The organism is Pseudomonas sp. GM41(2012) (assembly GCF_000282315.2).
Taxonomy (GTDB): domain Bacteria; phylum Pseudomonadota; class Gammaproteobacteria; order Pseudomonadales; family Pseudomonadaceae; genus Aquipseudomonas.
Genome location: NZ_AKJN02000006.1, coordinates 2,416,872 through 2,441,040 on the forward strand (window position 1 = coordinate 2,416,872; position 24,169 = coordinate 2,441,040).

General features: G+C 60.1%; 22 protein-coding genes. 3 read left to right on the forward strand and 19 right to left on the reverse strand.

Annotated features, from left to right (window positions below; all coding sequences use genetic code 11):
• Positions 1-22: 22 nt before the first annotated feature.
• Positions 23-685: an HAD-IA family hydrolase gene (locus tag PMI27_RS15055; RefSeq protein WP_008152348.1), complete on the reverse strand. Its 663-nt coding sequence runs from the start codon at positions 683-685 to the stop codon at positions 23-25.
• Positions 672-1,634 (reverse strand): 23S rRNA pseudouridine(955/2504/2580) synthase RluC, encoded by a 963-nt coding sequence (rluC, locus tag PMI27_RS15050; protein ID WP_008152351.1) that lies wholly within the window; start codon positions 1,632-1,634, stop codon positions 672-674. The genes PMI27_RS15055 and rluC overlap by 14 nt, the downstream gene beginning before the upstream one ends.
• 700 nt (positions 1,635-2,334) lie before the next feature.
• Here rluC and rne point away from each other — a divergent pair.
• Both rne and PMI27_RS15040 read left to right on the forward strand, forming a co-directional pair.
• Positions 2,335-5,565, forward strand: a complete 3,231-nt coding sequence (gene rne, locus PMI27_RS15045; protein WP_008152353.1) for a ribonuclease E — start codon at positions 2,335-2,337, stop codon at positions 5,563-5,565.
• Positions 5,566-5,809: 244 nt separating this feature from the next.
• A complete protein-coding gene (locus tag PMI27_RS15040; RefSeq protein ID WP_008152356.1) occupies positions 5,810-6,709 on the forward strand; it encodes a LysR family transcriptional regulator in 900 nt (299 codons plus the stop codon).
• Positions 6,710-6,724: 15 nt separating this feature from the next.
• Here the strand turns inward: PMI27_RS15040 and PMI27_RS15035 are convergent, their stop codons facing one another.
• The 15 genes from PMI27_RS15035 to PMI27_RS14965 form a co-directional block, all read right to left on the reverse strand.
• The gene (locus tag PMI27_RS15035; protein WP_008152358.1) at positions 6,725-7,621 is read right to left on the reverse strand and encodes a hypothetical protein; all 897 of its coding nucleotides are present in this window, start codon (positions 7,619-7,621) and stop codon (positions 6,725-6,727) included.
• Positions 7,621-8,538: a DMT family transporter gene (locus tag PMI27_RS15030; protein WP_008152359.1), complete on the reverse strand. Its 918-nt coding sequence runs from the start codon at positions 8,536-8,538 to the stop codon at positions 7,621-7,623. The genes PMI27_RS15035 and PMI27_RS15030 overlap by 1 nt, the downstream gene beginning before the upstream one ends.
• Before the next feature lie 11 nt (positions 8,539-8,549).
• A complete protein-coding gene (locus PMI27_RS15025) occupies positions 8,550-9,911 on the reverse strand; it encodes an acyltransferase (protein WP_008152361.1) in 1,362 nt (453 codons plus the stop codon).
• 193 nt (positions 9,912-10,104) lie between these two features.
• Complete coding sequence (locus tag PMI27_RS15020; RefSeq protein ID WP_008152363.1) at positions 10,105-10,695, reverse strand: nucleotidyltransferase family protein; 591 nt, start codon at positions 10,693-10,695, stop codon at positions 10,105-10,107.
• Positions 10,692-11,675: an XdhC family protein gene (locus PMI27_RS15015; protein ID WP_008152365.1), complete on the reverse strand. Its 984-nt coding sequence runs from the start codon at positions 11,673-11,675 to the stop codon at positions 10,692-10,694. The genes PMI27_RS15020 and PMI27_RS15015 overlap by 4 nt, the downstream gene beginning before the upstream one ends.
• On the reverse strand, positions 11,675-13,996 hold the full coding sequence (locus PMI27_RS15010) for a xanthine dehydrogenase family protein molybdopterin-binding subunit (RefSeq protein ID WP_008152367.1): 2,322 nt from the start codon (positions 13,994-13,996) through the stop codon (positions 11,675-11,677). Before PMI27_RS15010 ends, PMI27_RS15015 begins: the two co-directional genes overlap by 1 nt.
• Entirely contained in the window at positions 13,993-14,463 is a 471-nt protein-coding gene (locus PMI27_RS15005; protein WP_008152370.1) for a (2Fe-2S)-binding protein, read from the reverse strand. Before PMI27_RS15005 ends, PMI27_RS15010 begins: the two co-directional genes overlap by 4 nt.
• Before the next feature lie 243 nt (positions 14,464-14,706).
• A complete protein-coding gene (gene murB / locus PMI27_RS15000) occupies positions 14,707-15,726 on the reverse strand; it encodes a UDP-N-acetylmuramate dehydrogenase (RefSeq protein ID WP_008152373.1) in 1,020 nt (339 codons plus the stop codon).
• Positions 15,723-16,187 carry a low molecular weight protein-tyrosine-phosphatase gene (locus PMI27_RS14995; RefSeq protein ID WP_008152375.1) on the reverse strand — a complete coding sequence of 155 codons (465 nt, stop codon included), beginning with the start codon at positions 16,185-16,187 and terminating at the stop codon, positions 15,723-15,725. Before PMI27_RS14995 ends, murB begins: the two co-directional genes overlap by 4 nt.
• Positions 16,187-16,951, reverse strand: a complete 765-nt coding sequence (gene kdsB, locus PMI27_RS14990; RefSeq protein ID WP_008152377.1) for a 3-deoxy-manno-octulosonate cytidylyltransferase — start codon at positions 16,949-16,951, stop codon at positions 16,187-16,189. The genes PMI27_RS14995 and kdsB overlap by 1 nt, the downstream gene beginning before the upstream one ends.
• Positions 16,948-17,133, reverse strand: a complete 186-nt coding sequence (locus PMI27_RS14985; RefSeq protein ID WP_007945752.1) for a Trm112 family protein — start codon at positions 17,131-17,133, stop codon at positions 16,948-16,950. Before PMI27_RS14985 ends, kdsB begins: the two co-directional genes overlap by 4 nt.
• Before the next feature lie 23 nt (positions 17,134-17,156).
• The gene (lpxK, locus tag PMI27_RS14980) at positions 17,157-18,167 is read right to left on the reverse strand and encodes a tetraacyldisaccharide 4'-kinase (RefSeq protein WP_008152380.1); all 1,011 of its coding nucleotides are present in this window, start codon (positions 18,165-18,167) and stop codon (positions 17,157-17,159) included.
• Positions 18,167-18,598, reverse strand: coding sequence for an ExbD/TolR family protein (locus PMI27_RS14975; protein WP_008152382.1), 432 nt, complete (start codon positions 18,596-18,598; stop codon positions 18,167-18,169). The genes lpxK and PMI27_RS14975 overlap by 1 nt, the downstream gene beginning before the upstream one ends.
• Positions 18,595-19,230 carry a MotA/TolQ/ExbB proton channel family protein gene (locus PMI27_RS14970; protein ID WP_166675897.1) on the reverse strand — a complete coding sequence of 212 codons (636 nt, stop codon included), beginning with the start codon at positions 19,228-19,230 and terminating at the stop codon, positions 18,595-18,597. Before PMI27_RS14970 ends, PMI27_RS14975 begins: the two co-directional genes overlap by 4 nt.
• A 98-nt stretch (positions 19,231-19,328) precedes the next feature.
• Positions 19,329-21,551 (reverse strand): DNA internalization-related competence protein ComEC/Rec2, encoded by a 2,223-nt coding sequence (locus PMI27_RS14965; RefSeq protein ID WP_008152386.1) that lies wholly within the window; start codon positions 21,549-21,551, stop codon positions 19,329-19,331.
• A gap of 135 nt (positions 21,552-21,686) precedes the next feature.
• On the opposite strand from PMI27_RS14965, the gene PMI27_RS14960 reads away from it, so the two are divergent.
• Complete coding sequence (locus PMI27_RS14960) at positions 21,687-22,205, forward strand: DUF2062 domain-containing protein (RefSeq protein WP_008152388.1); 519 nt, start codon at positions 21,687-21,689, stop codon at positions 22,203-22,205.
• 143 nt (positions 22,206-22,348) lie between these two features.
• On the opposite strand, the gene PMI27_RS14955 is transcribed toward PMI27_RS14960, so the two are convergent.
• Both PMI27_RS14955 and PMI27_RS14950 read right to left on the reverse strand, forming a co-directional pair.
• Complete coding sequence (locus PMI27_RS14955; protein WP_008152390.1) at positions 22,349-23,128, reverse strand: ABC transporter permease; 780 nt, start codon at positions 23,126-23,128, stop codon at positions 22,349-22,351.
• Positions 23,125-24,057 carry an ABC transporter ATP-binding protein gene (locus PMI27_RS14950; protein ID WP_008152392.1) on the reverse strand — a complete coding sequence of 311 codons (933 nt, stop codon included), beginning with the start codon at positions 24,055-24,057 and terminating at the stop codon, positions 23,125-23,127. Before PMI27_RS14950 ends, PMI27_RS14955 begins: the two co-directional genes overlap by 4 nt.
• Positions 24,058-24,169: the final 112 nt, after the last annotated feature.

Below are 24,169 nucleotides of genomic sequence, written 5' to 3' on the forward strand. Positions count from 1 at the left end.
CATTTACCCCAGAAAAAACCTATTAAGCCCGCTGACTCAGCCAGGCATGCAATTCTGAAAAACGATCAATAGCCAGCGCCGGCCCGAACAATTTCAACGCTTCGATCGATTGCGCGCCATAGCTGACAGCCACCGAACCCATGCCAGCGTTGCGTGCCATCTGCAAATCGAAGGACGAATCGCCCACCATCAGTGCCTGCTCCGGGCGAACCTCGCAGTGAGCGAGGATCTGCTCGAGCATCAGCGGATGGGGTTTGCTGGCGGTTTCATCGGCCGCGCGGGTGATATCGAAATAATCTTCCCAGCCGTGAGACTTCAGCACCCGATCCAGCCCGCGACGAGCCTTGCCGGTCGCGACCGCCAAGTGATAACCCTCGGCACGAAACGCTTCCATCGACTCGATCACACCTTCGAACAATGGCGAAGGAACAGCTTCCGAGGCAATGTAGTGATCAGCATAGTGCTGACGAAAAGCTACCAATTCGTCGTCGCCGATTTCCGGATACAACGTGCGGATCGCTTCCGGTAAGCCTAGACCGATGATGCCCTTGACAGCAAAATCATCGCGCAACTGAAAACCGGAGCGCTCGGATGCGACATGCATCGACTCGACAATCCGACCAATGGAGTCGGCGAGCGTGCCGTCCCAGTCGAAAATCAGCAGCTTGTAATCAGATGGGTGCACTCAGGCGCTCCACGGTTTTGGCCCACATCTCGTCGACCGGCGCCTGCAACTTCAGCTCACCACCATCCGGCAGCGGCACGGTCAGCAGGTAGGCGTGCAGGAACAGGCGCTTTCCGCCCAGGTCACGAATCTCTTTGCTGAAGCCTTCATCGCCGTACTTGGTGTCACCGGCGATGCAATGCCCGGCGTGCAGAGTATGGACGCGGATCTGGTGAGTCCGGCCAGTAATCGGTTTGGCTTCGATCAGGGTGGCAAAGTCGCCAAAACGACGCAGGACCTTGAACACGGTCACGGACTCCTTGCCCTCCTCCTCGTCGACCTCGACCATACGCTCGCCGGAGCGCAGATTGCTCTTGCCGAGCGACGCCCGGACTTGCTTGATCGAGGCCGCCCAATTGCCGCGAACCAGCGCCATGTAGCGCTTGTCGACGCCATCGCCGCGCAATGCCGTGTGCAAGTGACGCAGCATGCTGCGCTTCTTGGCGATCATCAGCAGGCCGGAGGTGTCACGGTCGAGACGGTGAACCAGCTCAAGCTCCTTGCAATCGGGACGCAACTGACGAAAGGCTTCGATCACCCCGTAAGTCAAGCCGCTACCACCGTGAACCGCAATGCCGCAAGGCTTGTTGATCACGATCAACGCCTTGTCCTCGAATACAATCGAGGCTTCGAGGCGCTGCAGCAGGCCTTGTGCCAGTGGCACCGGCTCGTCGCGCTCAGGCACGCGAACCGGCGGCACGCGCACGATATCGCCCGCCTGCAGCTTGTATTCGGGCTTGATCCGACCTTTGTTCACTCGCACTTCGCCTTTGCGCAAAATGCGGTAAATCAAGGTCTTGGGCACGCCTTTGAGCCGAGCGAGAAGGAAGTTATCAATACGTTGGCCGGCATATTCCGGCGAGACCTCCAGCAGTTGTACGGCTGGGGTCGAAGGGGCAGTAGTCGTCATGGTGCGGATGATAACAATTTTTTATGGAATTGAAGCACTTAATCATTGCTGCTATAGTCGCGAACGCCGCCAAAAGTGGCCTGGACAGCGGACTAACGGTCAAAAACCGGCCCTGACCAACGCAATTCACGAGGACGAGAGGCCGTCCTACGGGGCTTTCGCTACGAAACGGTAGAGTTTGCAGTTGTAACGAGCGCAGGTGACATGAGGCCTGAAGCATGCCGCAAAGCAGAGTTTTCACTCGCCTTGCGAGCAAATATTCACGGCCAGTTCACAAAGTGCAGTCAGCTACGAACAACCCCGAGCGAACGCTTCGGAAACAACGCCTAAATTAGCCATGATGCGTGACCTCCCCTTTCGGAGCTCACGGTAAATGCCAACCCGCTGCGGATTCTGCGCGCGGCAGCACCCGAATTATCAGGGATACGTGTAGGGTGGAGATGCACAACCGCTGGACTGTGTAGCAATAGGCTTTATCAAGACGCTTCATCTCGTCCACAGCCGCTGGTTGATTCCTCCTCCTGACTGAGTGCTTAAGTAGCCACAGCAAGCAGGACGCGTACGTCGCGACGCCGGCCCAATTGGTCGGGGTTCGCTAGACACTGGAGTGTCCAACCACTCCTGACGCACCTGACACCGACCATGAGAAGTCGTGTGTGCCGAACGCCGTTTCCGGCAGCCCGGAAACCGACGGTACTACATGAAAAGAATGCTGATTAACGCAACTCAACCCGAAGAGTTGCGTGTTGCACTGGTAGATGGCCAACGCCTCTACGACCTGGACATCGAATCCGGTGCACGCGAGCAGAAAAAGGCCAACATCTATAAAGGCCGGATTACTCGCATCGAACCAAGCCTTGAGGCTGCCTTTGTCGATTTCGGCTCTGAGCGCCACGGCTTCCTGCCCCTCAAAGAAATCTCCCGCGAATACTTCAAGAAAGCCCCCGAAGGCCGCGTCAACATCAAGGATGTCCTGAGCGAAGGCCAGGAAGTCATCGTTCAGGTCGAAAAAGAAGAACGTGGCAACAAGGGCGCAGCCCTGACCACCTTCATCAGCCTGGCCGGTCGTTACCTGGTTCTGATGCCGAACAACCCGCGTGCCGGCGGTATTTCCCGTCGCATCGAAGGTGAAGAGCGCAACGAACTGCGTGAAGCCCTGAACGGCCTGGTTGCTCCAGCCGACATGGGCCTGATCGTTCGCACTGCCGGCCTGGGCCGCAGCAGCGAAGAAATGCAGTGGGACCTCGACTACCTGCTGCAACTCTGGACCGCCATCAAAGAAGCCTCGCTGGATCGCTCCGCGCCGTTCCTGATCTACCAGGAAAGCAACGTGATCATCCGCGCCATCCGCGATTACCTGCGCCAGGACATCGGCGAAGTGCTGATCGACAGCGTTGAAGCCCAGGACGAAGCCCTGACCTTCATCCGCCAGGTGATGCCGCAGTACGCCAGCAAGATCAAGCTGTACGAAGACAGCGTTCCGCTGTTCAACCGTTTCCAGATCGAAAGCCAGATCGAGACCGCTTTCCAGCGCGTCGTTGAACTGCCTTCCGGTGGTTCCATCGTTATCGATCCGACCGAAGCCCTGGTGTCCATCGACATCAACTCGGCGCGCGCCACCAAAGGCAGCGACATCGAAGAAACCGCTCTGCAGACCAACCTTGAAGCCGCCGAAGAAATCGCCCGTCAGTTGCGCCTGCGCGACATCGGCGGCCTGATCGTCATCGACTTCATTGACATGACCCCTGCCAAGAACCAGCGCGCCGTGGAAGAGAAAGTCCGCGAATGCCTGGAAGCTGACCGCGCTCGCGTGCAAGTCGGTCGCATCTCGCGCTTCGGCCTGCTGGAAATGTCCCGTCAGCGCCTGCGTCCATCGCTGGGCGAAAGCAGTGGCATCGTTTGCCCGCGTTGCAACGGCACCGGCATCATCCGTGACGTTGAATCGCTGTCGCTGGCGATTCTGCGCCTGATCGAAGAAGAAGCCCTGAAAGACCGCACTGCCGAAGTTCGCGCCCAGGTGCCGATCCCGGTCGCCGCGTTCCTGCTCAACGAAAAACGCAACTCGATCACCAAGATCGAGCTGCGCACCCGTGCCCGCATCGTCATTCTGCCGAACGATCACCTCGAAACGCCGCACTTCGAAGTGCAGCGTTTGCGCGATGACAGCCCGGAAGCCGCGGTCGGCCAGTCCAGCTACGAAATCGCTGCTGCCGCTGCCGAAGTCGAAGAAGTCCAGCCAGCCGCTGCGACCCGCACCCTGGTTCGCCAGGAAGCCGCGGTCAAGACGGCCCCGGCCCGCGCCAACGCTCCGGTTCCGACCGAAGTCGTCGCTGCCGCCCCTGTTGTCGCACCGGTCGCCGCGCCAGAGCCAAGCCTGTTCAAAGGCCTGGTGAAGTCGCTGGTCAGCCTGTTCGCGACCAAGGAAGAGCCTGCTGCTCCGGTTGTGGTTGAAAAACCGGCGACCACCGAGCGTCCGGCCCGCAACGAAGAGCGTCGCAACGGTCGTCAGCAGAGCCGCAACCGTAACGGTCGCCGCGATGAAGAACGCAAGCCTCGCGAGGAACGTGCACCGCGTGAAGAGCGCGCACCACGTGAGCCACGCGAAGCCCGCGAAGAAACGCCAGCAGTAGCCGTCGCCCGCGAAGAACGCGCTCCACGTGAAGAGCGCGCACCACGCGCACCTCGTGAAGAACGTGCACCGCGCGCTCCTCGCGAAGATCGCAAGCCACGTGGCGATCGTGAAGAGCGTCCGGTTCGTGAACTGCGCGAGCCTCTGGATGCCGCTCCGGCCGCCGCTGCTACCGCTGCTACCGCCGCCGCTGAAGAGCGTCCAGCTCGTCAGCCACGTGAAGAACGTGCTCCACGCCCACCGCGTGAAGAACGTCAGCCACGTGCCGAGCAAGCCGCTGCCGCAGTAGCTGAAGAAGAACTGGTTACCAACGAAGAGCAACTGCAGGAAGACGGTCAGGACGGCGCCGAAGGCGATCGTCCACGCCGCCGCTCCCGTGGCCAGCGTCGTCGCAGCAACCGTCGCGAGCGTCAACGCGATGCCAACGGTAACGTGATCGAAGGTTCGGAAGAATCCGAGTCCGCCGAAGGTAACGAAGCCGCTGAAACCAGCGAAGCGCCAAGCGCTGCCGATCTGGCCGCCGGCCTGGCTGTTACCGCAGCCGTTGCCAGCACCGTGATCAGCGCTCCAGCTGAAGCACAGGCTAACGAGCAAGCCGAACGCGCAACTGCCGCCACCCTGGAAGCTGCTCCAGTGGAAGCGCCAGTGGTTGAAGCAACGACTCCGGTCGAAGCCACCGCCGCTCCGGAAATCGAAGTGGCCCCGGTTCGTGAAGCACAGCCTGTATTCGAAGCTGCCGCTGAGCCAGTAGTTGCCGCAGAACCGGCTGCCGAAACAGCCAGCGAAACAGTAACCGAAGCTGTCCGTGAAGTTCGCGAAGAGCAAACCGCGTTCAACTGGGTTGCCGAGCCAGCCGCTGCCGAAGCGCCAGAAGCGCCAGAAGCGCCAGAAGCCGAGGCCATGGTGTCCGAGCCAGTGGTTGCTGCTGCCGAGCCTGCTCCGGTGGTTGAAGCGCCGGTTGTTGCCGAAGTGGCCGCACCGGAAGTCGAAGCCGCCCCTGTCAGCGCCCTGACGCCAAGTGGCCGTGCGCCGAACGATCCACGTGAAGTGCGTCGTCGCAAGCGTGAAGAGGAGCGTCTGCAGAAGGAAGCCGAACTGGCTGCCGCTGCTGCTCCGGTTGCTGTCGAACCAGCACCGGTTGTCGCTGAAGTCGTCGAGGCAGCACCTGCCCCGGCTGCTGAAGTCGCTGCTGCCGAACCCGCTGAGTCGGCGATCGACGAAGCACCGCGCTCCGTTCAGGAAGCGGTAGAGCAACACGAGCAAGCCCTGGAAAAAGAACACGAGCCTAAACCTCTCGTCTGATTCCATCGGCCACTAAAAAGCCCCGCCTGGTGATCCAGGCGGGGCTTTTTTTTGCCGATGAATATCAAGGCTAACGATGGCTTACAGCCAAATCAGTTGGGCGCCACGCCAAACACTCAACCAAATATTTGTAAGTAAGTATTACGAACGAGTCGTGCAACGTGCAGAATAGAGCGGTTGCAGGGCTCAAGGCAGGCCCTGCCACGGTCCGAAAGCCTTCGGCCCGTTATGGAGTAAAGGGTGCATGACTATGGAATTTGCTGAACTGGACGCCTTCAAGGCGATTGTTGACTATGGCAGCGTCACGCAGGCCGCGATCAGGTTGAATCGCGCTCAATCCAGCATCTCCTTCCGCATCAAGACCCTCGAATCACGGCTCGATACCAAGCTGTTCGAACGATCCGGCCGCGGCATCACGATGACGGCGCAAGGCAAGGAGCTGTATGCCTACGCCTCGCAAATCCTCGATCTGGTGGCGCGTGCCCAAGCCAGTCTAACCCAGGCAAAAACCGAAACACGGGTACGCCTGGGCGTCATCGAAAACCTCACTATCACGCGACAAAACCTGCTGCAAAGCATCGTTGCCAATCCCGATGGCTTGGCGGTGGATGTCAGCATTGGCAACACGCAATCACTGCTCAAGGACCTTGAGGCCGGCAAGCTGGACGCAGTGATTGTCGGCGCCGGTTTTGCCCCCGCGCATTATCGTCGGGTGACGCTGTTCAACGATCCGCTGGCGCTGATCTACAGCGCGACGCAACCTGCCATCCACGACCTGAAGGCCTTTAGCGGCCAAGTATTCCTGGTCAACAGTCGGCGCAGCGCTTCGCAACGCAATCTCGACGAACTGTTTCTGATGGGCAACATCACCCCGGAAAAAATCATCGAATGCGGCTCGTATCCGCTGCTGTTTTCAAATGTGATCAACGGCGTGGGCGTGGCCCTGGTGCCGTTGTCATTGGTCGATTCGTGTTGTCGCAGTGAGCAGGTGCAAACCTATTTCCTCAATGGCTCATATGCTTCGCTGACCACCGAGTTCGTGTTTTTCGATCATCCCGGCAAACCGGCGCCCAGGGCGCTGGCCCAATGGGTGCTGGACTTCGAGAAACCGGCCCGTCTGCCGTTGACGGCAACAGCGGTGTAACGGGCCGGGCACTCGTCAGCAGTTACACGATTGGCGCACCAGCTCATCCTCGAACAGGTTGGACAATCGCAGCCCCTCCTCCTCGCTGCTTGCTTGAATGATGTCACCGTGTTGCAACTCGAAGCCGTCCTTGTCGGTACTCAAGGAAGCACCGAGCAAAACGTAGTGAACCGTGCCGGGCTCGCAGAGTTCTTCATGCTGGAACAGCAAGGCTTCGAGTTCGCTTTTGGCAAACATCAACTGGTCCAGTCCCAGCAGCGACTGTTTATCCCACACTGTTTGCCCACGCCGCACAATCGAACTCCTGACCACCGAGTGGCGCGGCGGTTCGGCGATGACCAGTTCGTGGCACAACGCGGTATTGCGCAACTTGGACAGACCGGCCAGCCCCGGTTGAGCATGACGTAGCACCGGGTCGGAGAAATCCACCGCCAAGGTGTAGCCGATGTAACGCGGGTTCCGGCAATCGTCGATCAGGTACACGCAGGCGTATTCGATCTCGATGCCAGCACCGCTGGCATGACACGGCGATTTGATCGCCCGGGACGCGGCCACCAGGCCCTTGCCGTTACCTTTGTAGTACCAGTCCGGCGAAGAGCGCTCGGGCATGGGCAAACCATTGACCGTGCGATGGGTATAGCCAAAGCCGCTGACCATGCACACCGCATCCATTACCGGCCGCAGCGGCACACTGAAGGTCACCGATGAAAGCGCCTCAAGCGCCAGCGCCGTCAGGGACAAGCCGCTTTTGAAGTCCTCCCAGGATTGTTTGCTGCGCACGAACCGTACCGCCAGCGCCTGAGAACTCTCGACCGCTTCCACCCGCCACAGTGACGTGGATGTCCCTTTTCCCTGCAAAAGTCCCACCCAGCGCACACCGTGACGATCGACCGCATCGACGATTCTGTCCATCAAGCAGCCTCCGTGCGCAGTGCCAGCGGTGCCCGACGTTTAATGGAGCAGAGGATCACCCCGAACACGATCAGCACCAGGCTGACCAAGTGATAGGCATGTAACTGCACGTCGAGAAACACGATACTGAACAAGCCACCGGACAACGGCACCAGGTGAGTGAAGATCTCACCACGGGTCGCGCCGATTTCACCGATACCTTTGCTCCAGAACAGATAGGACAGCCAGGACGGGAAGATCACCAGGTACGCCAGGCCCAGCCACGGTACCGCGCCCTGCCCCAGGTTGAACGTCAGGTCAGGGTGCAAGGCCAAAACCCCGAGGCTGAACGGAATCAGGCACAACGCCCCCACCACCGCGCAATAGGTCACGAACGCGTTGCCGGCGATGGTCTTGGGCTTGGTTCGCAAAAAGGAACAATAGACAGCCCAACTGGCGGCCGAAGCCATGGTCCAGAAATCGCCCTTGTTGAAACCTTCCAGGAAGCTCAAATCGGACAAATGCCCCATGGTCACCAGCCAGAACACACCGACTGTGCTGATGACCACACCCAGCATATTCGACCGGGAGATGAAATCACCAAACACGAAACGATTGAGGGCCAGTACCAGGCAAGGCGTGGCCGACAAATAGATCGCCGCATTCAAGGAGCTGGTGTATTGCAAACCGATATATAAAGTCAGGGGGAAAATAACTTGCCCGCAGACTGCCAACATCACCAGGGTCAACCATGACTTGCGCGCGGCCGGCAAACTGGCGACCACCGCTTTATAGTTGATCAAGAGAAGTAACGCACTGGTAATCAGCCATCGAAGTTGCGACAACAGTACCGGATCTACATCCACCACCATCAATTTTCCGACAACATAGTTCCCGCCCCAGAACACGGCAGCGAGTGAAAGCAACAAGTACGGCATGTAAGCCTCCGTCAGATCTTCTTCATTAACATGAAAGAGGCACCGTCGAATTCGACTTCCCCACGCAGATGGAACAAGTCTTGGTACACGGATAATTGCGCCTGCAACACATCGGTGATCGGCAACAACAACATGGCCTCCGGCGCCAGCACCCGGGCCAGTTCATTGACATAGACCCGACAAGGCTCGGCATCAACCGGTGAACTGTTGGCGACAATCAACGAGTAGCCCAAGCGGCGGCGATAGTGGAAATCACCCGCCGAGGCAAACGGCAACTTGGCAAAATCCAGGTCGGCACGCAGCCTGAGCTGTTTGTGGCCTTGGTCCTGCGCCCATTGCAAGTGGTGGGCGAACGGCTGCCGGGAACCGGAGATGACATCGAGGCTGTGCCGGGCGAACGCCTGAAGCTGGGCGTTATCCGGCGGCGCAATCAACAGCACGGATTTCTTGCCCGGCGTATCGAGGTACTCCGCCAATGGCGCCGGCAACGTCGGCGTCTCACGCTTCGGGCTGTCCCGGTAGATCATCAACCAGTCGGAATTGATCGCGGCCCAGTCGCTGACTTGCAGCGTTTGCTCGATCGACGGCTGGTAGGTTTCCATCAGGTGAGCCTTGAACGGCAGGTATTGCAGGACTTTCCCCTGGTCGCCAACGATGGAGTAGTCGCCAACCCAGGTATTGAGAAAGGAGCGGATCCCGACAATGCTGGCCTTGCCCAGATAGTCCGCGTTCCAGCCCACGATCGCTTCACGCCCAACCCACGCGTAATCGCACAACTTCACCGGCGGCAGACGCGTCATCGCCACGGTCCGCGAACCGATGGAGAGCCGGCCGTAGGGATCATGGTCCTGGCGCAGCAATTGACTCCCCGGCGACAGCCAGACACCGTCGCCAATCGCCACATCGCCGCCGGCGTTGACCGCAGCGTTGCGACCAAAACGCACATACTGGCCAATCTTGATCGACGGCAACTCATCCGCCGAGTGATCGAGTTGATGATCGGCATGGGGGTGGCTGAAATACGCTCCGTTTTCAAAGTGCGTAGGGGAAATCAGGTGTTCCCCGAACTGCTCCTTGACGAGCAGCGGCGAACCACTGGTATTGACCGAAAAGTGCTGCGGGGACAAACCGAAGTCGTCGCCCAGCTCTTTTAAACGTTCACCAAACGTGACTCCGAACTTGATTTCATCGCGATGACAACTGATGGTCTGCGAGGCTTTTCTAAGTTGTCGAAGTGTTTTTACATAACGAGGTACAGGTTGAAAAACATCTGCAGAACTTAACGCCCGCTCCAATGCCCCCAACTCCTGAATATCACTGTTCAGTTCCAAAGGACTGACACTGACCGACGCATCCATATAGTGCTTTATCATGTAGGCTCTTTTTTTAATGAGTACTGACCGGACGTTCACCCCAACTGTGAACATCACACGCCACATGATCGTATGTCGGATAAAACCCGCTGAATAACGAGTTTTATATCTGGCACCCATCGATAAATACGAATGGGTAAAAGCAAGGGCCGATTACTCCGGGGAAGTGCGAATGCGATCCCGCCGATAACCGTTATTGAAAAACCAGCGACGCTGGCACATCCACATCCCAGAGCACACCGGGATCGTCCACCGCCACCTCAACCACCCTCGCCTGGGCGAACAATGGCTTGGCACCTCGATCACCTGCCAGCTCCATCAACCCCGGGCCAAAACTACGACCAAACCCCACCGGGTGCCCAAACTCGCCTTCATGCACCGGCACACTGATGCAATCGTCGGCCATCCCCGCCACCACACGCTCAATACTCGACGGAAGGATGAACGGCATATCCCCCAGCACAATCAGCCAGCCACTGAGCTGCGGACACGCCGCCACCCCGGCTGCGATGCTGTCGCCCATGCCGGTCGATTCGATCAGCACAATCTCACAACCATAAGCCTTGGCCATGCGGATCACTTGTGGTCGGTCCACAGTGGTCACCAGGACGCGCTTCTCAAGGGACGCCGGCAAATTCACCAGCACTTGCTCGATCATCGAATGAACAGCACCCTCGCGCCCCGTACAATCCGCCACCAGCTTGTCCCTTTCGGCACCGGCCTCCTGTCGAAACCGACTGCCCTGCCCCGCTGCCAGCACAATGACGCCGATGGGTTCGCTCATACGCCCTCCTGCAACAGCTTCTTCTGCTTGAGCTCTACACCGTTCTTGATCGCGACAATTTCGGCCAGCAGCGACAAAGCAATTTCCGCCGGTGTGTGGCTGCCAATGTGCAAACCGATCGGACCGTGCAGCCGAGCGATAGCCTCTTGTGACAAGCCTAGCTGAGCCAGGTTTTCCCGGCGCTTCAAGCTGTTGACCCGCGACCCCAGCGCACCGACATAAAACGCCCTGGAATCCAGCGCCGTCAGCAGCGCCATGTCATCGAGTCGAGGATCGTGGGTCAGCGCGACGATGGCCGTTCGCTCGTCAGTCTGGATGCTGAGCACCGCGTCATCGGGCATGCCCGAGACAAAGCGCCCGTGCTGCTCTTCCCAGCCGTACACGAACTCGGTGCGCGGATCGCAGATCAGCACTTCGAAATCCAGCAGCCGCGCCATCTCGGCGACATAACGGGACAACTGCCCCGCACCGATCAGCAGCAGCCGCCAACGCGGACCGTAAATGGCCCGCAACGTCTTGCCATCGAACGTCAGGACATCCGTCTTGTCAGCCGGTTGCAGCGTGACTTCACCCGTCTCGACACTGAGCGAGCGAGCGACGATTTCATGCGCCTCGCAGCGCGCCAGCAACTCGGCGACCCAAGCCGGATCGCCGACCCGCTCCTCGGTCAGGCGCAAGGTGCCGCCGCACGGCAAACCGAAGCGTGCCGCCTCCTCACGGGTGACGCCGTAAGTAATCAATTGCACCGGCGGCCCATCGGCGGGAATACGACCGTCATGCAGCCGGGCAATCAAATCGTCTTCGACACAACCACCGGACACCGAGCCAATCACCACGCCATCTTCACGCAAGGCCAGCATGGCGCCAGGCGCCCGAGGCGCGGTGCCCCAGGTCTGGACCACGCTGTACAACACCACCCGCTGACCGGCGCGACGCCATTCAAGCACGCTGCGCAGGACGTTCAGATCGACGCTGTCCATCAGGCTTGCGCCTTCTGCCAGCCTTGCAGCTGATAGCGAACCGGCAGGTTGCGGATGCGCTTGCCGGTGGCGGCAAAGATTGCGTTGCACAGCGCTGGCGCAATCGGTGGCACGCCCGGTTCACCGACACCGCCCAATGGCACATTGCCTGGAGGTGTAACGAGATGAACCGCGACTTCCTTCGGCGCCAGGGACATGCGCGCCACTTCGTACATGTGGAAGTTGTCCTGCTGGACCTTGCCGTCCTTGAAGCTGATTTCCCCCAGCACAGCGTTGCCCAACCCCATGACACAGGCGCCTTCGAACTGCGAGCGAATCCGCTCGGGGTTGATCTGCGGTCCGCAATCCACCGCGATGTCAGCCTTGTGCACGATCAGCGTGCCGTCGTCTTTGACTTCAACCTCAATCACCGCCGCCACATAGGTCACGAAGCTGTAATGCACCGCCAGCCCCAGACCTCGGCCTTTGGGTAACTCACGCCCCCAACCGGCGGCTTTGGCAGCGGTTTCCAGTACCGTGCGCATCCGCGCGGTGTCGATCGGATAACGCTCGGGGGATTCGCCGTAGTTCCACTCTTCACTCAAGGTGCGCGGATCGATCTGCCGGTCCGGGCCGAGCAATTTGATCTGGTACTTGAGCGGATCCTGGCCGGCCTTGTGCGCCAGTTCATCGACAAAGCTCTGAATCGCAAAACCGTGAGGAATGTTCGACACCGAGCGATACCAGCCGACGCGTGTGTGAATCGCCGCTTCCGGGTTTTCCAGGCGCACGTTGGGGATCGCGTAAGCCATGTTGGTGAAACCCATGCCCAATTCGAAGGCCGCCTCGTGGTTCATGCCCGGCGCAAACAACGCGGTGATGCTCGGCGCCACGGTGCGGTGCAACCAGCCGGACGGCAGGCCGTCCTTGTTCAGGCCGGCTTTCAGGTACTCGGCCGACACCGTGTGGAAATAGGAGCAGTGGATGTCGTCTTCACGGGTCCATTGCACCCGCACCGCCTTGCCGGGGAATTCCTTGGCAAGGATGGCCGCTTCGATGATGAAGTCCGGTTTGGATTTACGCCCGAAACCGCCGCCCAGCAAAGTGACGTTGAAGGTGACGTTATCGAACGGAATGCCGAGGCGCTCGCCAATGCGTTCGCGGGTGACTTGGGGGGCCTGGCTTGGGGCCCAGGCTTGGCACACACCGTCCTTGAAGCGGGCGATGGCGACCATCGGCTCCATGGGTGCTTGCGTCAGGTGCGGCAGGTAATAGGACGCTTCGAGCGTGCTGTCAGCGCTGCCCATCGCTTCGTCGATGTTGCCGGTATTGCGCACCACTTTGCCGGGTTTGAGGGAGGCTGCCTCAATTTCCTTGCGGTAGGCGATCGAGTCGTAACTGGCGTTGGGGCCATCGTCCCACTCGATTTTCAGCGCTTCGCGGCCCTTGATCGCCGCCCAGGTATTACTGGCGACCACGGCCACGCCGCCCAATGGCTGAAACTCCGACGGCAGCGGATGGCCTTCGATCTGCACGACCTTGATCACGCCCGGGACTTTCATCGCGGCGCTGGAGTCGACGGACTTGACCTTGCCGCCATACACCGCAGGGCGTGCAATGGTGGCGTAGAGCATGCCATCGAAATGCACGTCTGCACCGTAAATGGCGCGACCATTGACGATGTCGGCACCGTCGATAGCCTTGGTGCCTTCCTTGCCGATATAGCGGAATTCCGACGGCTGTTTGAGCCGCAGGCTGTCACGCGCCGGCACTGCCAACGCACCGGCTGCGGCGGCCAAGGCGCCGTAACCCAATTCACGACCGGATGGTTTATGGATGACTTTATGCAGTTGCGCATGGCATTCGCTGACCGGTACTTTCCACTGTTCGGCAGCGGCCTGTTCAAGCATGGTCCGCGCGGCAGCACCGCAGCGACGCATCGGCTCGTACCAGTGGCGCATGCTGCGCGAGCCATCGGTGTCCTGGTTACCGAAGCGCACTTCGTCGCCCGGCGCCTGTTGCACCTTCATCATCGCCCAGTCGGCTTCCAGTTCATCAGCCACCACCATCGTCAGGCTGGTGCGCACACCCTGGCCCATTTCCGAACGGTTGCAGACCACGGTCACCATGCCGTCAGCGCCAATGCTGACGTAAACCTTGGGATCGTCGATCCAGCCGTTGGGCATGCCATCGGCGCCGAATTTTTTCTCTTTCTCCGCAGCGAAAGCCTCTTGCCAGCCCCAGCTCGCCACCAAAACCAAGGCACTGGTGGCGCCCACGCCTTTGAGGAAACCGCGGCGACTGAGGTTGCTCAGCGCGAAATCATTCGGTAACTGGCTCATGCCTTGGCCTCCTTCAGGTGAGTGGATGCCTGGCGGATGGCGGTCTTGATGCGGTTGTACGTGCCGCAGCGGCAAATGTTGCCGACCATCGCCTCTTCGATCTGTTCGTCGCTGGGGTTCGGGTTGGTCTTGAGCAGCGCTGTCGCCGACATGATCTGCCCGCCCTGACAGAAACCGCACTGGGCCACGGCGGTGTCGAGCCAGGCTTGCTGGACGACTTGCCCGACCGGGTCGGCGTGCAGGTTATCGATGGTGGTGACGTTCTGGCCGACCACCGAACCGATCGGCGTGATGCAACTGCGCGCCGGGGCGCCTTCGATATGAATGGTGCAGGCACCGCAGAGGCCCATACCGCAGCCGAATTTGGTACCGTTGTAACCGGCCACGTCGCGGATCGCCCAGAGCAGCGGCATGTCCTCGGTGACGTCGAGTTGATGGTCTTGACCATTGAGCTTCAGGGTAATCATGGGCACGCCCGCATATTATTGGTTATGGGGTCGAGCAATCTGCCGCCAAAGGCTGGCGGTTGGCATCACGCAGATCGGCTCAGGCTAAATGGGCTCTCTTATGCGGACGGCAGGGTCCGCATCGGGCCTTTGGTGGAGCAAACGTTTGCATCGTTAGGTGGCTAAGTTAACCCAGCATTAACAAAAAAGCCCTGCACCGTTAAACGTGTGCAGGGCTTTTAGATCCGTCTTGAAAGCGTAGCCTCAATACCGATTGGGCTCCATTTCCAGGTCGACATGAAAACGTTCCGAAATGTCTTTCTGAATGCGTTGCGCCAGGTTCAGCAATTGCAGACCGGTCGCGTTGCCATAGTTGACCAGCACCAACGCCTGCAATTTATGCACGCCGGCATCGGCGTCACGGAACCCTTTCCAGCCGGCCCTCTCGATCAGCCACCCCGCCGCCAGTTTCATCTGCCCGTCGGGTTGCGCGTAGGCCACCAGATCCGGGTATTCACCTTTGAGTTGCGCGACAAGCGCCGCTGGCACCAACGGATTCTTGAAGAAGCTACCGGCATTGCCGAGCACTGCCGGGTCCGGAAGCTTTTCATTGCGGATGCTGCAAATCGCCTGGCTGACATCGGTGGCGGTCGGGTGATCGATACCTTGCTCGGTCAGGCGCTGACGCACCGGGCCGTACTCCAGATGCAGGTGCGCGGCGCGGTCCAGGATGAAACGAACCCGCAGGATCAACCAACGCCCCGGTTCCTGTTTGAACAGGCTGTCGCGGTAGGCGAAGTTGCATTCTTCCAGGGTGAAGTCCCGCAAGTCGCCGGTCTGGCGATCCAGCGCGGTCAGGCCGGCGAACACGTCCTTGATCTCCACACCATAGGCGCCGATGTTCTGCATCGGTGCCGCACCGACGGTGCCGGGAATCAGGCTGAGGTTTTCCAGGCCCGACAAACCTTGCACCAGGGTGTGCTGCACGAACGGATGCCAAGGCTCGCCGGCCTCGGCTTCGATCACGACCTTGCTGCCATCATCGCTCAGGATGCGAATCCCACGGGTGGCCATGCGCAGCACCAGCGACTGGATATCGGCCGTCAGCAGCAGGTTGCTGCCACCGCCAATCACCAGCAACGGCACGTCATGCTCCACCGCATAAGCCAGGGCTTCACGCACGTCGGCATCGTTATGAGCCTCGGCAAACAGCCGGGCCTGAACATCGACGCCAAAGGTGTTGAACGGCTTGAGCGAAACCCGGGGTTGGACCTGCAAACTCATAACCGTCCCTTCAATTCGATCACCAGCAAATCACTAGCGCGCTCGATCAGGTCCAGCACCTGCTCAAAGCCTTGGTCGCCGTCGTAGTACGGATCCGGCACTTCATCGATTTCCGACTGGTAGCGACGCAGGAACAGGTCCAGCTCGGCCTTGCCCTTGGCCGGTTGCAAGGCCTCGAGGTTGCGCAGGTTGCTGTGGTCCATCGCCAGAATCAGGTCGTAGGTGGCGAAATCGGCGCGGGACACTTGCTGGGCGCGCTGGGCGGACAGGTCATAACCGCGCAGCCTGGCCGCCGCCTGGCTGCGCTTGTCCGGGGCCTTGCCGACGTGCCAGTCACCGGTACCCGCGGAGGCGACTTCGATTTGATCGGCCAGCCCCGCTTCACGCAGTTTTTGTCGCAACACGCCTTCAGCCGTGGGTGAACGGCAGATGTTGCCCAGACAGACAAACAAAACCCGCATCAGGCCTCCAGCAGGCGACGAACGCGCTCAAGGTCTTCGACGGTATCGACGCCGGTCGGCGGTGCGATCAGCGCATCGGCAACGTGAATCCGCACGCCGTGCCACAAGGCACGGAGCTGTTCCAGGGACTCGGTATTTTCCAGCCAGCACGGGCCCCAGCTGACGAAGTCATGCAGGAAACCGGCACGGTAGGCATAGATGCCAATGTGGCGGCGATACGGCACGCCTTCCGGCAATTGCTCGCGGCTTTTGGCGAATGCGTCCCGGGCCCACGGCAACGTGGCACGACTGAAGGTCAACGCCAAGCCATTAAGGTCGCTGACAACCTTGACCACGTTGGGATTGAACAGGGTTTCCACGTCTTCGATCGGCTCGGCCAGCGTGGCCATGCGAGCTTCGGTGTGGGCGGCCAGGTTGGCAGCCACCTGATCGATCACACTCGGCGGGATCAACGGTTCGTCACCCTGAACGTTGACCACAATGGCATCGGGCGCCAGGCCCAGTTTCGCGGCGACTTCCGCCAAACGGTCGGTGCCGGAATTGTGATCTTCGCGGGTCAGCACCACTTCAGCGCCAAACCCTTTGCAGGCCTCGACGATGCGCGCATCGTCAGTGGCAACCACCACGCGCTGAGCACTACTTTTGCTCGCCTGTTCCCAGACGTGCTGGATCATCGGCTTGCCGGCGATCAGCAGCAGCGGTTTGCCCGGCAAGCGGGTGGAGGCGTAACGCGATGGAATGACAACGGTAAAGGCTGTGGTCATTTATCCAGACGCTCGTCAGTGGTCAGGGTGCGGGCTTCGGTTTCGAGCATCACCGGGATGCCGTCGCGAATCGGGTAAGCCAGGCCTGCGCCCTTGCTGATCAGCTCGGTTTTGTCGGCGCTGAGCTTGAGCGGGCCTTTGCAGACCGGGCAAGCGAGGATATCGAGCAATTTGGTGTCCATGAGCATTCCCTGGATAAATGGATTTAAGGCAAAAGACGAGCCGGCAACAGGCGCATCAGCTGCGTATCGAACCAGGCCACGAAGGCCGGCGATGGCGCAGCATCGACCGCCAGGTACCACCAATCGGCGGCGGCAAAGGCACGGCACTTCACCGCGTCCTTTTCGGTCATCACCAACGGCAATGACGGTGTGAAATTCAAGGCCTGCACGCTGTATTCGGCGTGGTCGGCAAACGCATGTGGGACTGGCTGCCAGTGTAACGTTTCGAGGGTTGTGAAGAAACGCTGCGGATTGCCGATCCCGGCCACGGCGTGCAGCGCCTGGCCAGCAGGAAAGTGGTCGAGGGGACGCCGCTCACCGCTGTGCAGATTGATCAATTCGGTGGGTTGAAGCTGGAAGGCAAAACCGCCGTCGCGATCGGCATCGGCACCGTTATAGAGCACCGCATCGACGCTTTGCAGACGCTCGACCGGCTCACGCAACGGCCCGGCGGGCAGGCAACGCTGGTTGCCCAGGCCGCGGGCGGCGTCGATCAACACCAGTTCAAGGTCGCGGGCCAGTCGATAATGCTGCATGCCGTCGTCGGACAGGATCAAGTCCAGTGGTTCACTCGCCAGCAGGGCTTTGACGGCGCTGCTGCGGTCCGGGTCGATCATCAACGGAACGCCGGTGCGCTGGACGATCAACAGCGGTTCGTCGCCGGCGATCTCGGCGCTTTGATCCGCCTCGACTCGCCACGGCAATTGCGGCGGCTTGGCGCCATAACCCCGACTGACCACGCCGACCCGCAAACCGCTGCGCTGGCAGTGCTGGATCATCCACAGAATCAGCGGCGTCTTGCCAGTGCCGCCGACGGTGATATTACCCACGACGATCAGCGGCACCGGCGGTTGATAGATCTCGCCCTCTCCCGCCAGAAAACGCCTGCGCTTGTTCATGACCACGCGCCGATACAGCCACTCCAGCGGCTGTAACAGCTTCAGGGCCGGATGGCCTTGGTACCACGCGGCGAGCAAGCGATCGGACATGGCCATCAGGGCGCGGGCGGCGCCGCCTCGACAGTGGTCATGCGCAGGTGGCTGAAACCGAGTTTACCGGCGGCGTCCATGGCGGTGATGACGGACTGATGCTGGGTCTTGCCGTCGGCGCTGATGGACAGCGGCAGGTTGGTGTCGCCACTGGATTCTTTCTGCAGCGCGTCCATCAGGGTCGCCAGGTCGTTCTTGGGCAATACCTGATTATTCACCGAGAAGGCGCCTTCGGCACTGATGGCAACGTCCAGGTGTTTGACTTGCTGGTCTTCGGCAGGGGAACCACTGACCGCTTCCGGCAGATCAACGCGCAACTGGGTTTCACGGGTAAACGTGGTGGTGACCACGAAAAACAGCAGCAGGATGAACACCACGTCAATGAGCGACGCGAGGTTGATGTCTACCGTTTCCCGCGGTTTACGGCGGAATTTCACACTTTGCCCCCATTCAGGTCGACATCACGGTCACCCTGTACCACCTCGACCAGTTTGATCGCTTCCTGCTCCATGCCCACCACCAGTTCATCGATCCGGCGTTGCAGGAACCGGTGGAAGAATACCGCCGGGATACCGACCATCAGGCCCGCGGCCGTGGTGATCAACGCTTTGGAAATACCGCCAGCCAGCACCGCAGCATTGGTACCCATGCCCGTGCCCATGAACGCGCTGAAAATGTCGATCATGCCCAGCACCGTACCCAGCAGACCCAGCAACGGGGCCATGGCGGCGATGGTGCCCAACGCGTTGATGTAGCGTTCGAGCTCGTGGATGACCCGCGCGGCGGCCTCTTCGATGCACTCTTTCATGATCTCGCGACCATGCCTGGAGTTGGCCAGGCCAGCGGCCAGGATCTCGCCCAACGGCGAGTTGGCGCGCAGTTCCTTGAGTTTGTCTTTATTGAGTTGTTTGTCCTTGATCCAGACCCAGACCTGCCCGAGCAAATGCTCCGGGGTCACACGGCTGGCTCGCAGGGTCCAGAGACGTTCGGCGACGATCGCCATGGCTGCGATGGAACTCAGAATGATCGGTATCATCATCCATCCGCCGGATTTGACCAATTCCCACACAGTGACAGTCCCCTCGAAAAAGTGCGCCACTCTAACATAGGGGGTGAGCGCACCGAAGACCGCGATGTCGCATCCAGTCGGTGTTTAATCACTCCGGGTTACTGCGCAGAGCGCCAGAAACGCCGTTCTTGACGCATCGTCCATGGCGGCTTGAAGCGTCCCAGTTGCAGACGGATGGCACCCTGCTCGGCGCTGTCATGGATCGATATGCCGCGTTTTCGATAGCGCGCCATGATCGTGGGATGGGGATGACCGAATGAATTTCCCTGACCGCGGGAGATCAACACTGCTTTGGGTTGCAGCCCGGCAAGCAGCGCCATGGAAGATGAACTGCGACTGCCGTGGTGCGGTGCCTGCAACCAATCAGTGGTGACGGCCAGTGGACTGTCGAGCAGTGCCCGCTCGGCTACGGCGTCTATATCACCGGTCAATAACAGACGCTCACCGTTGGCTTCTATCTGCAGGACGCAGGATTTTTGATTGCTGTCGCTGGCCGAAGACCATTGCCAGAGCTGGAACCTCACATCATCCCAGACCCATTGCTTGCCGCTCTCGCAGCCTTCTGCCTGCAACTCGGCCGGCAGCGCCAGGGGATCGCCACTGACCACCCGTTTCACCGGCAGGCCATTGGCAACGGCCCGGGCGCCGCCCGCATGATCGGCGTCGGCATGGCTGATCAACATCAAATCGAGCCCCTCCACCCCCAGTTTGCGTAATGTTGGCAGCACCACCCGCTCGCCCAGGTCGAAATCGCCGAAACGTGGCCCGGTGTCATACAACAGTGCGTGATGACGGGTACGCACCAGGATGGCCAAACCCTGACCGACATCCAGCTGCCAGACTTCGGCGATGCCTTCAGGCAAGACTTGCCGGGGCGGAAAAACCAGCAACAGCAGCATCGGCCAACCCAACGCGCGAAACGGCACACCTCGAGGCATTAATAGTAGAAAGGCACCGAGTGTGCCGAGTGCCCATATCCACAACGGGATGGCCACCGGCACCCACGCGGGCAAGTACCCGGCCATCAGCGTCAGGCCCTTGAACAAAAGGTCGATCAAACCTCCTGCCAGCCACAGCAACCCTTCGCCCACGTAAGGAAGGGGTAAAAACAACGTCCCCAGCAATGCCGGAGGCAGCACGACCAGGCTGATCCACGGCACGGCGAGCAAATTGGCCACCGGCCCGCTGAGACTGATCGGCAACCCGAGCACCAGCAGCAACGGGCACAGGCCAATAGCGATCAGCCATTGGGCGCGAGTCCAGGTTTGCCACCAACGCCAGGGGCCCAGCCGACCACCGAAAGTGAAGATCAACACCGCCACCGCCGCGAACGACAGCCAGAAACCCGGTTGCAGACTCGCCAGCGGATCCAGCAGCAAAACACCGTCGAGCGCCAGCAACAGCGGCCACCAGGCGCCGAGGTGACGAAATCGCAGGCGCCACAACAGCACCAGACCGATCATCACGCAGGCCCGCCGCACCGGCACCTCGAAACCGGCCAGCAGCCCATAACCGAGAGCCGCCGCGAACGCGAGTCCACAGGCCCACGGCAGCCAAGGCAAGCGTTTGGGCCACAGGCCATAACGGGCCAACCCGGCGATCAACAGATACACCAGCCCCGCCAACAACCCGATGTGCTGTCCGGAAATCACCAACAGATGGACGGTGCCGGTGTCTTGCAGCACCTGCCAGTCTTCGCGACTCAGTCCGGCGCCATCCCCCAGCACCAACGCCGTCAGCGCTCCCGTTCGCCCCTGGGCATCCACGGACTGCAAGCGCTGACGGATGCCGTCGCGCCAGGCCCATTGGGCTTCCTTGAGCCGCTCGCCAGCCTTGACCGTCCCGGTCGCGCCGATGCGTTGCGCCAACAGCCAGGCGTCGTAATCGAAGGCATGGGGGTTGAGCAGCCCCGCAGGACGCTTCAACTTGACCGCCAGTCGCCAATGTTCGCCGCTGTTGACCGGCGGCCCGTCATACCAGGCCAGGCGCATCAATTGCGGCACCTTGCCGTGTCGCGACCGGGCGTTCGCCAACTCGAAACGCACGACGGCCTCATTGTTCTGGGGCAATCCCGTCACCCGACCTTCGACCCAACGGGTTTCGCCATCAAGGCTCATCGGCAGCCGATCATCCAGCGCCCACTGCGCATTCGCGCCTGCCCAACTGAAGCCGAACAGCAAAAATGCCAGTGGATAGCTGCGAAACGGCAGCAACATCAAACCGATGACCGGCAGCAACATCCATAACCAGACCGGCGGTAATACCGGTAAAAAACGCAGGATCAACAGACCCAACGCCAGCGCCATCATCCCTGTGCGCATACGCCCGTCCTTGAGAGTCCCCTCCTAGGCATAGCCGGCTAATCGCACAGGCATCGTTATTAATTGTCACAAAGTCTGAATAGGCGGCTCATAGAATCCAGACATACTTGCCGCCTTAACCGACCGAGAAGCCTTATGCCCCGGCGCTTATTCAAACGTTACATGCCAGACCCGACCAGCATCAGGGAACACAAGTCCTTACGCTTTCTCGGCACCCTGCTGCATGACCCGAACCTCTGGCACCTCAACCGCCATTCCGTCGCACGGGCCATGGCGGTGGGTCTGTTCGCGGCGTTCCTGCCGATTCCGTTGCAGATGCTGGTCGCCGCCATTCTCGCCATCATGGTGCGCGGCAACATGCCGATTGCGGTCAGCCTGGTCTGGCTGACCAATCCGATCACCATGCCGGCGGTGTTCTTCTGCACTTACCAGACCGGTGCCTGGCTGATGGACGTTCCCACCCGCCATTTGCCGGACGAGCTGACCTGGGAATGGATCAGCGGCGAACTCTCGACGCTTTGGCAGCCGTTTTTACTCGGCTCGGTGGTGACAGGCCTGGTGCTCGGCGCGCTCGCCTATTGCCTGACCATGATGTATTGGCGCTGGTGGGTAGGACGGCAGTGGCGGCGGCGCCAGAAAAAACGGATGCAGTAAACGCAAAACGGCCTCCACAGTGGGAGGCCGTTCATTTTGCGGTGTCGGGGCTTACGTCATCGCGAGCAAGCTTTGCTCCTACAAGGGCGCTACCGTACCTGTAGGAGCAAGGCTTGCCCGCGATGAAAGCGACTCGGTCTCCCTTAGGTACGCATCCCGCGGCCACTGACCAGCAGCCGTGCGCAACCGATGTACAACACCACGGTCGCCACCAGCATGAAGGTGATCGCCACGCTGATCCTGATGTCCGAAACGCCAAGAATGCCGTAACGGAAGGCGTTGACCATGTGCAGCACCGGGTTGGCCAGGGACACGGTCTGCCAGAACGGTGGCAGCAAGGAGATCGAGTAGAACACCCCGCCCAGGTAGGTCAGCGGTGTCAGCACAAACGTCGGGATGATCGAGATGTCATCGAAGTTGCGCGCAAACACGGCGTTGATGAAGCCCAGCAGCGAGAAGATCGTCGCCGTCAGCACCACCACCAGAATGGTCACGCCCAGGTGATGCACCTGCAATTGGGTGAAGAACAGCGACAGCAGGGTCACGATGAGCCCGACCATCAAGCCGCGCAGCACGCCGCCCAGGGTGTAGCCGATCAGAATCGTATGCGGCGACACCGGCGACACCATCAATTCTTCGATGGAACGCTGGAACTTGCTGCCGAAGAAACTCGAGACCACGTTGCCGTAGGAGTTGGTGATCACCGACATCATGATCAGCCCCGGCACGATGTACTCCATGTAGGTGAATCCACCCATGTCGCCGATCTGCCGGCCAATCAGATTGCCGAAGATCACGAAGTACAAAACCATGGTGATGGCCGGCGGCAGCAGCGTCTGCGGCCAGATCCGGGTAAAGCGTTTGACCTCTCGGTAAACGATGGTGTTGAGGGCAACGAGGTTGGGTTGCAGCTCGGAACTCATACCGCCACCTTCGACAGATTTTTCTCCACCAGGGACACGAACAACTCCTCGAGGCGATTGGTTTTGTTACGCAGGCTCAACACTTCGATGTTCTGCTGCGCCAATTGGGTGAACAGCGCGGTGATGCCCATGGCCTTGTCGACCTGAACTTCAAGGGTGTGGCTGTCGAGCAGCTTGGTCGGGTAACCGAGCAACTGCGGCGCGGTTTGCACAGTGTTTTTGAGGTCGAGCAGGAACGTTTCCACATGCAGTTGGCCGAGCAACTGTTTCATGCTGGTGTTCTCGACGATGGTGCCGTGATCGATGATGCCGATGTTGCGGCACAACTGCTCAGCCTCTTCCAGGTAGTGGGTGGTGAGGATGATGGTGATGCCTTTCTTGTTCAGCTCGGTGAGGAACGTCCACATCGAGCGACGCAGTTCGATGTCCACACCCGCCGTCGGTTCGTCGAGGATCAGCAGGCGCGGTTCGTGAACCAGCGCACGGGCGATCATCAGTCGACGCTTCATGCCGCCGGACAGTGAACGCGACGGCGTATCGCGCTTGTCCCACAGGCCCAGTTGGGTCAGGTACTGCTCGGCACGCTCCTTGGCGATTTTCGGCGGGATGCCGTAATAACCGGCCTGGGTCACGACGATATCGAAGGTTTTCTCGAACTGGTTGAAGTTGAATTCCTGAGGCACTACGCCGATGGAGCGCTTGAGCTGCGCAGGATTCTTGTCCAGGTCGTGACCGAAAATATTCACCGTCCCACTGGTCTTGTTTACCAGGGTCGAGAGAATGCCGATGGTTGTGGATTTGCCGGCACCGTTGGGGCCGAGCAAGGCGAAAAAGTCACCTTCGGCGACGTCCAGATCGATACCACTCAAGGCCTGGAAACCGTTGCCGTAGGTTTTGGTTAGCTGCCGGATGGACAGAGCGGAACTCATATCGGATTTACGCACCAAGAAGGGAAGAAAGAGACAAATAAGGGCGGGCGGCGACGAATACAACCGCGGCGCACGAGCGCAATGGTGCTTGTCGCCGCCACACAAGTACAGT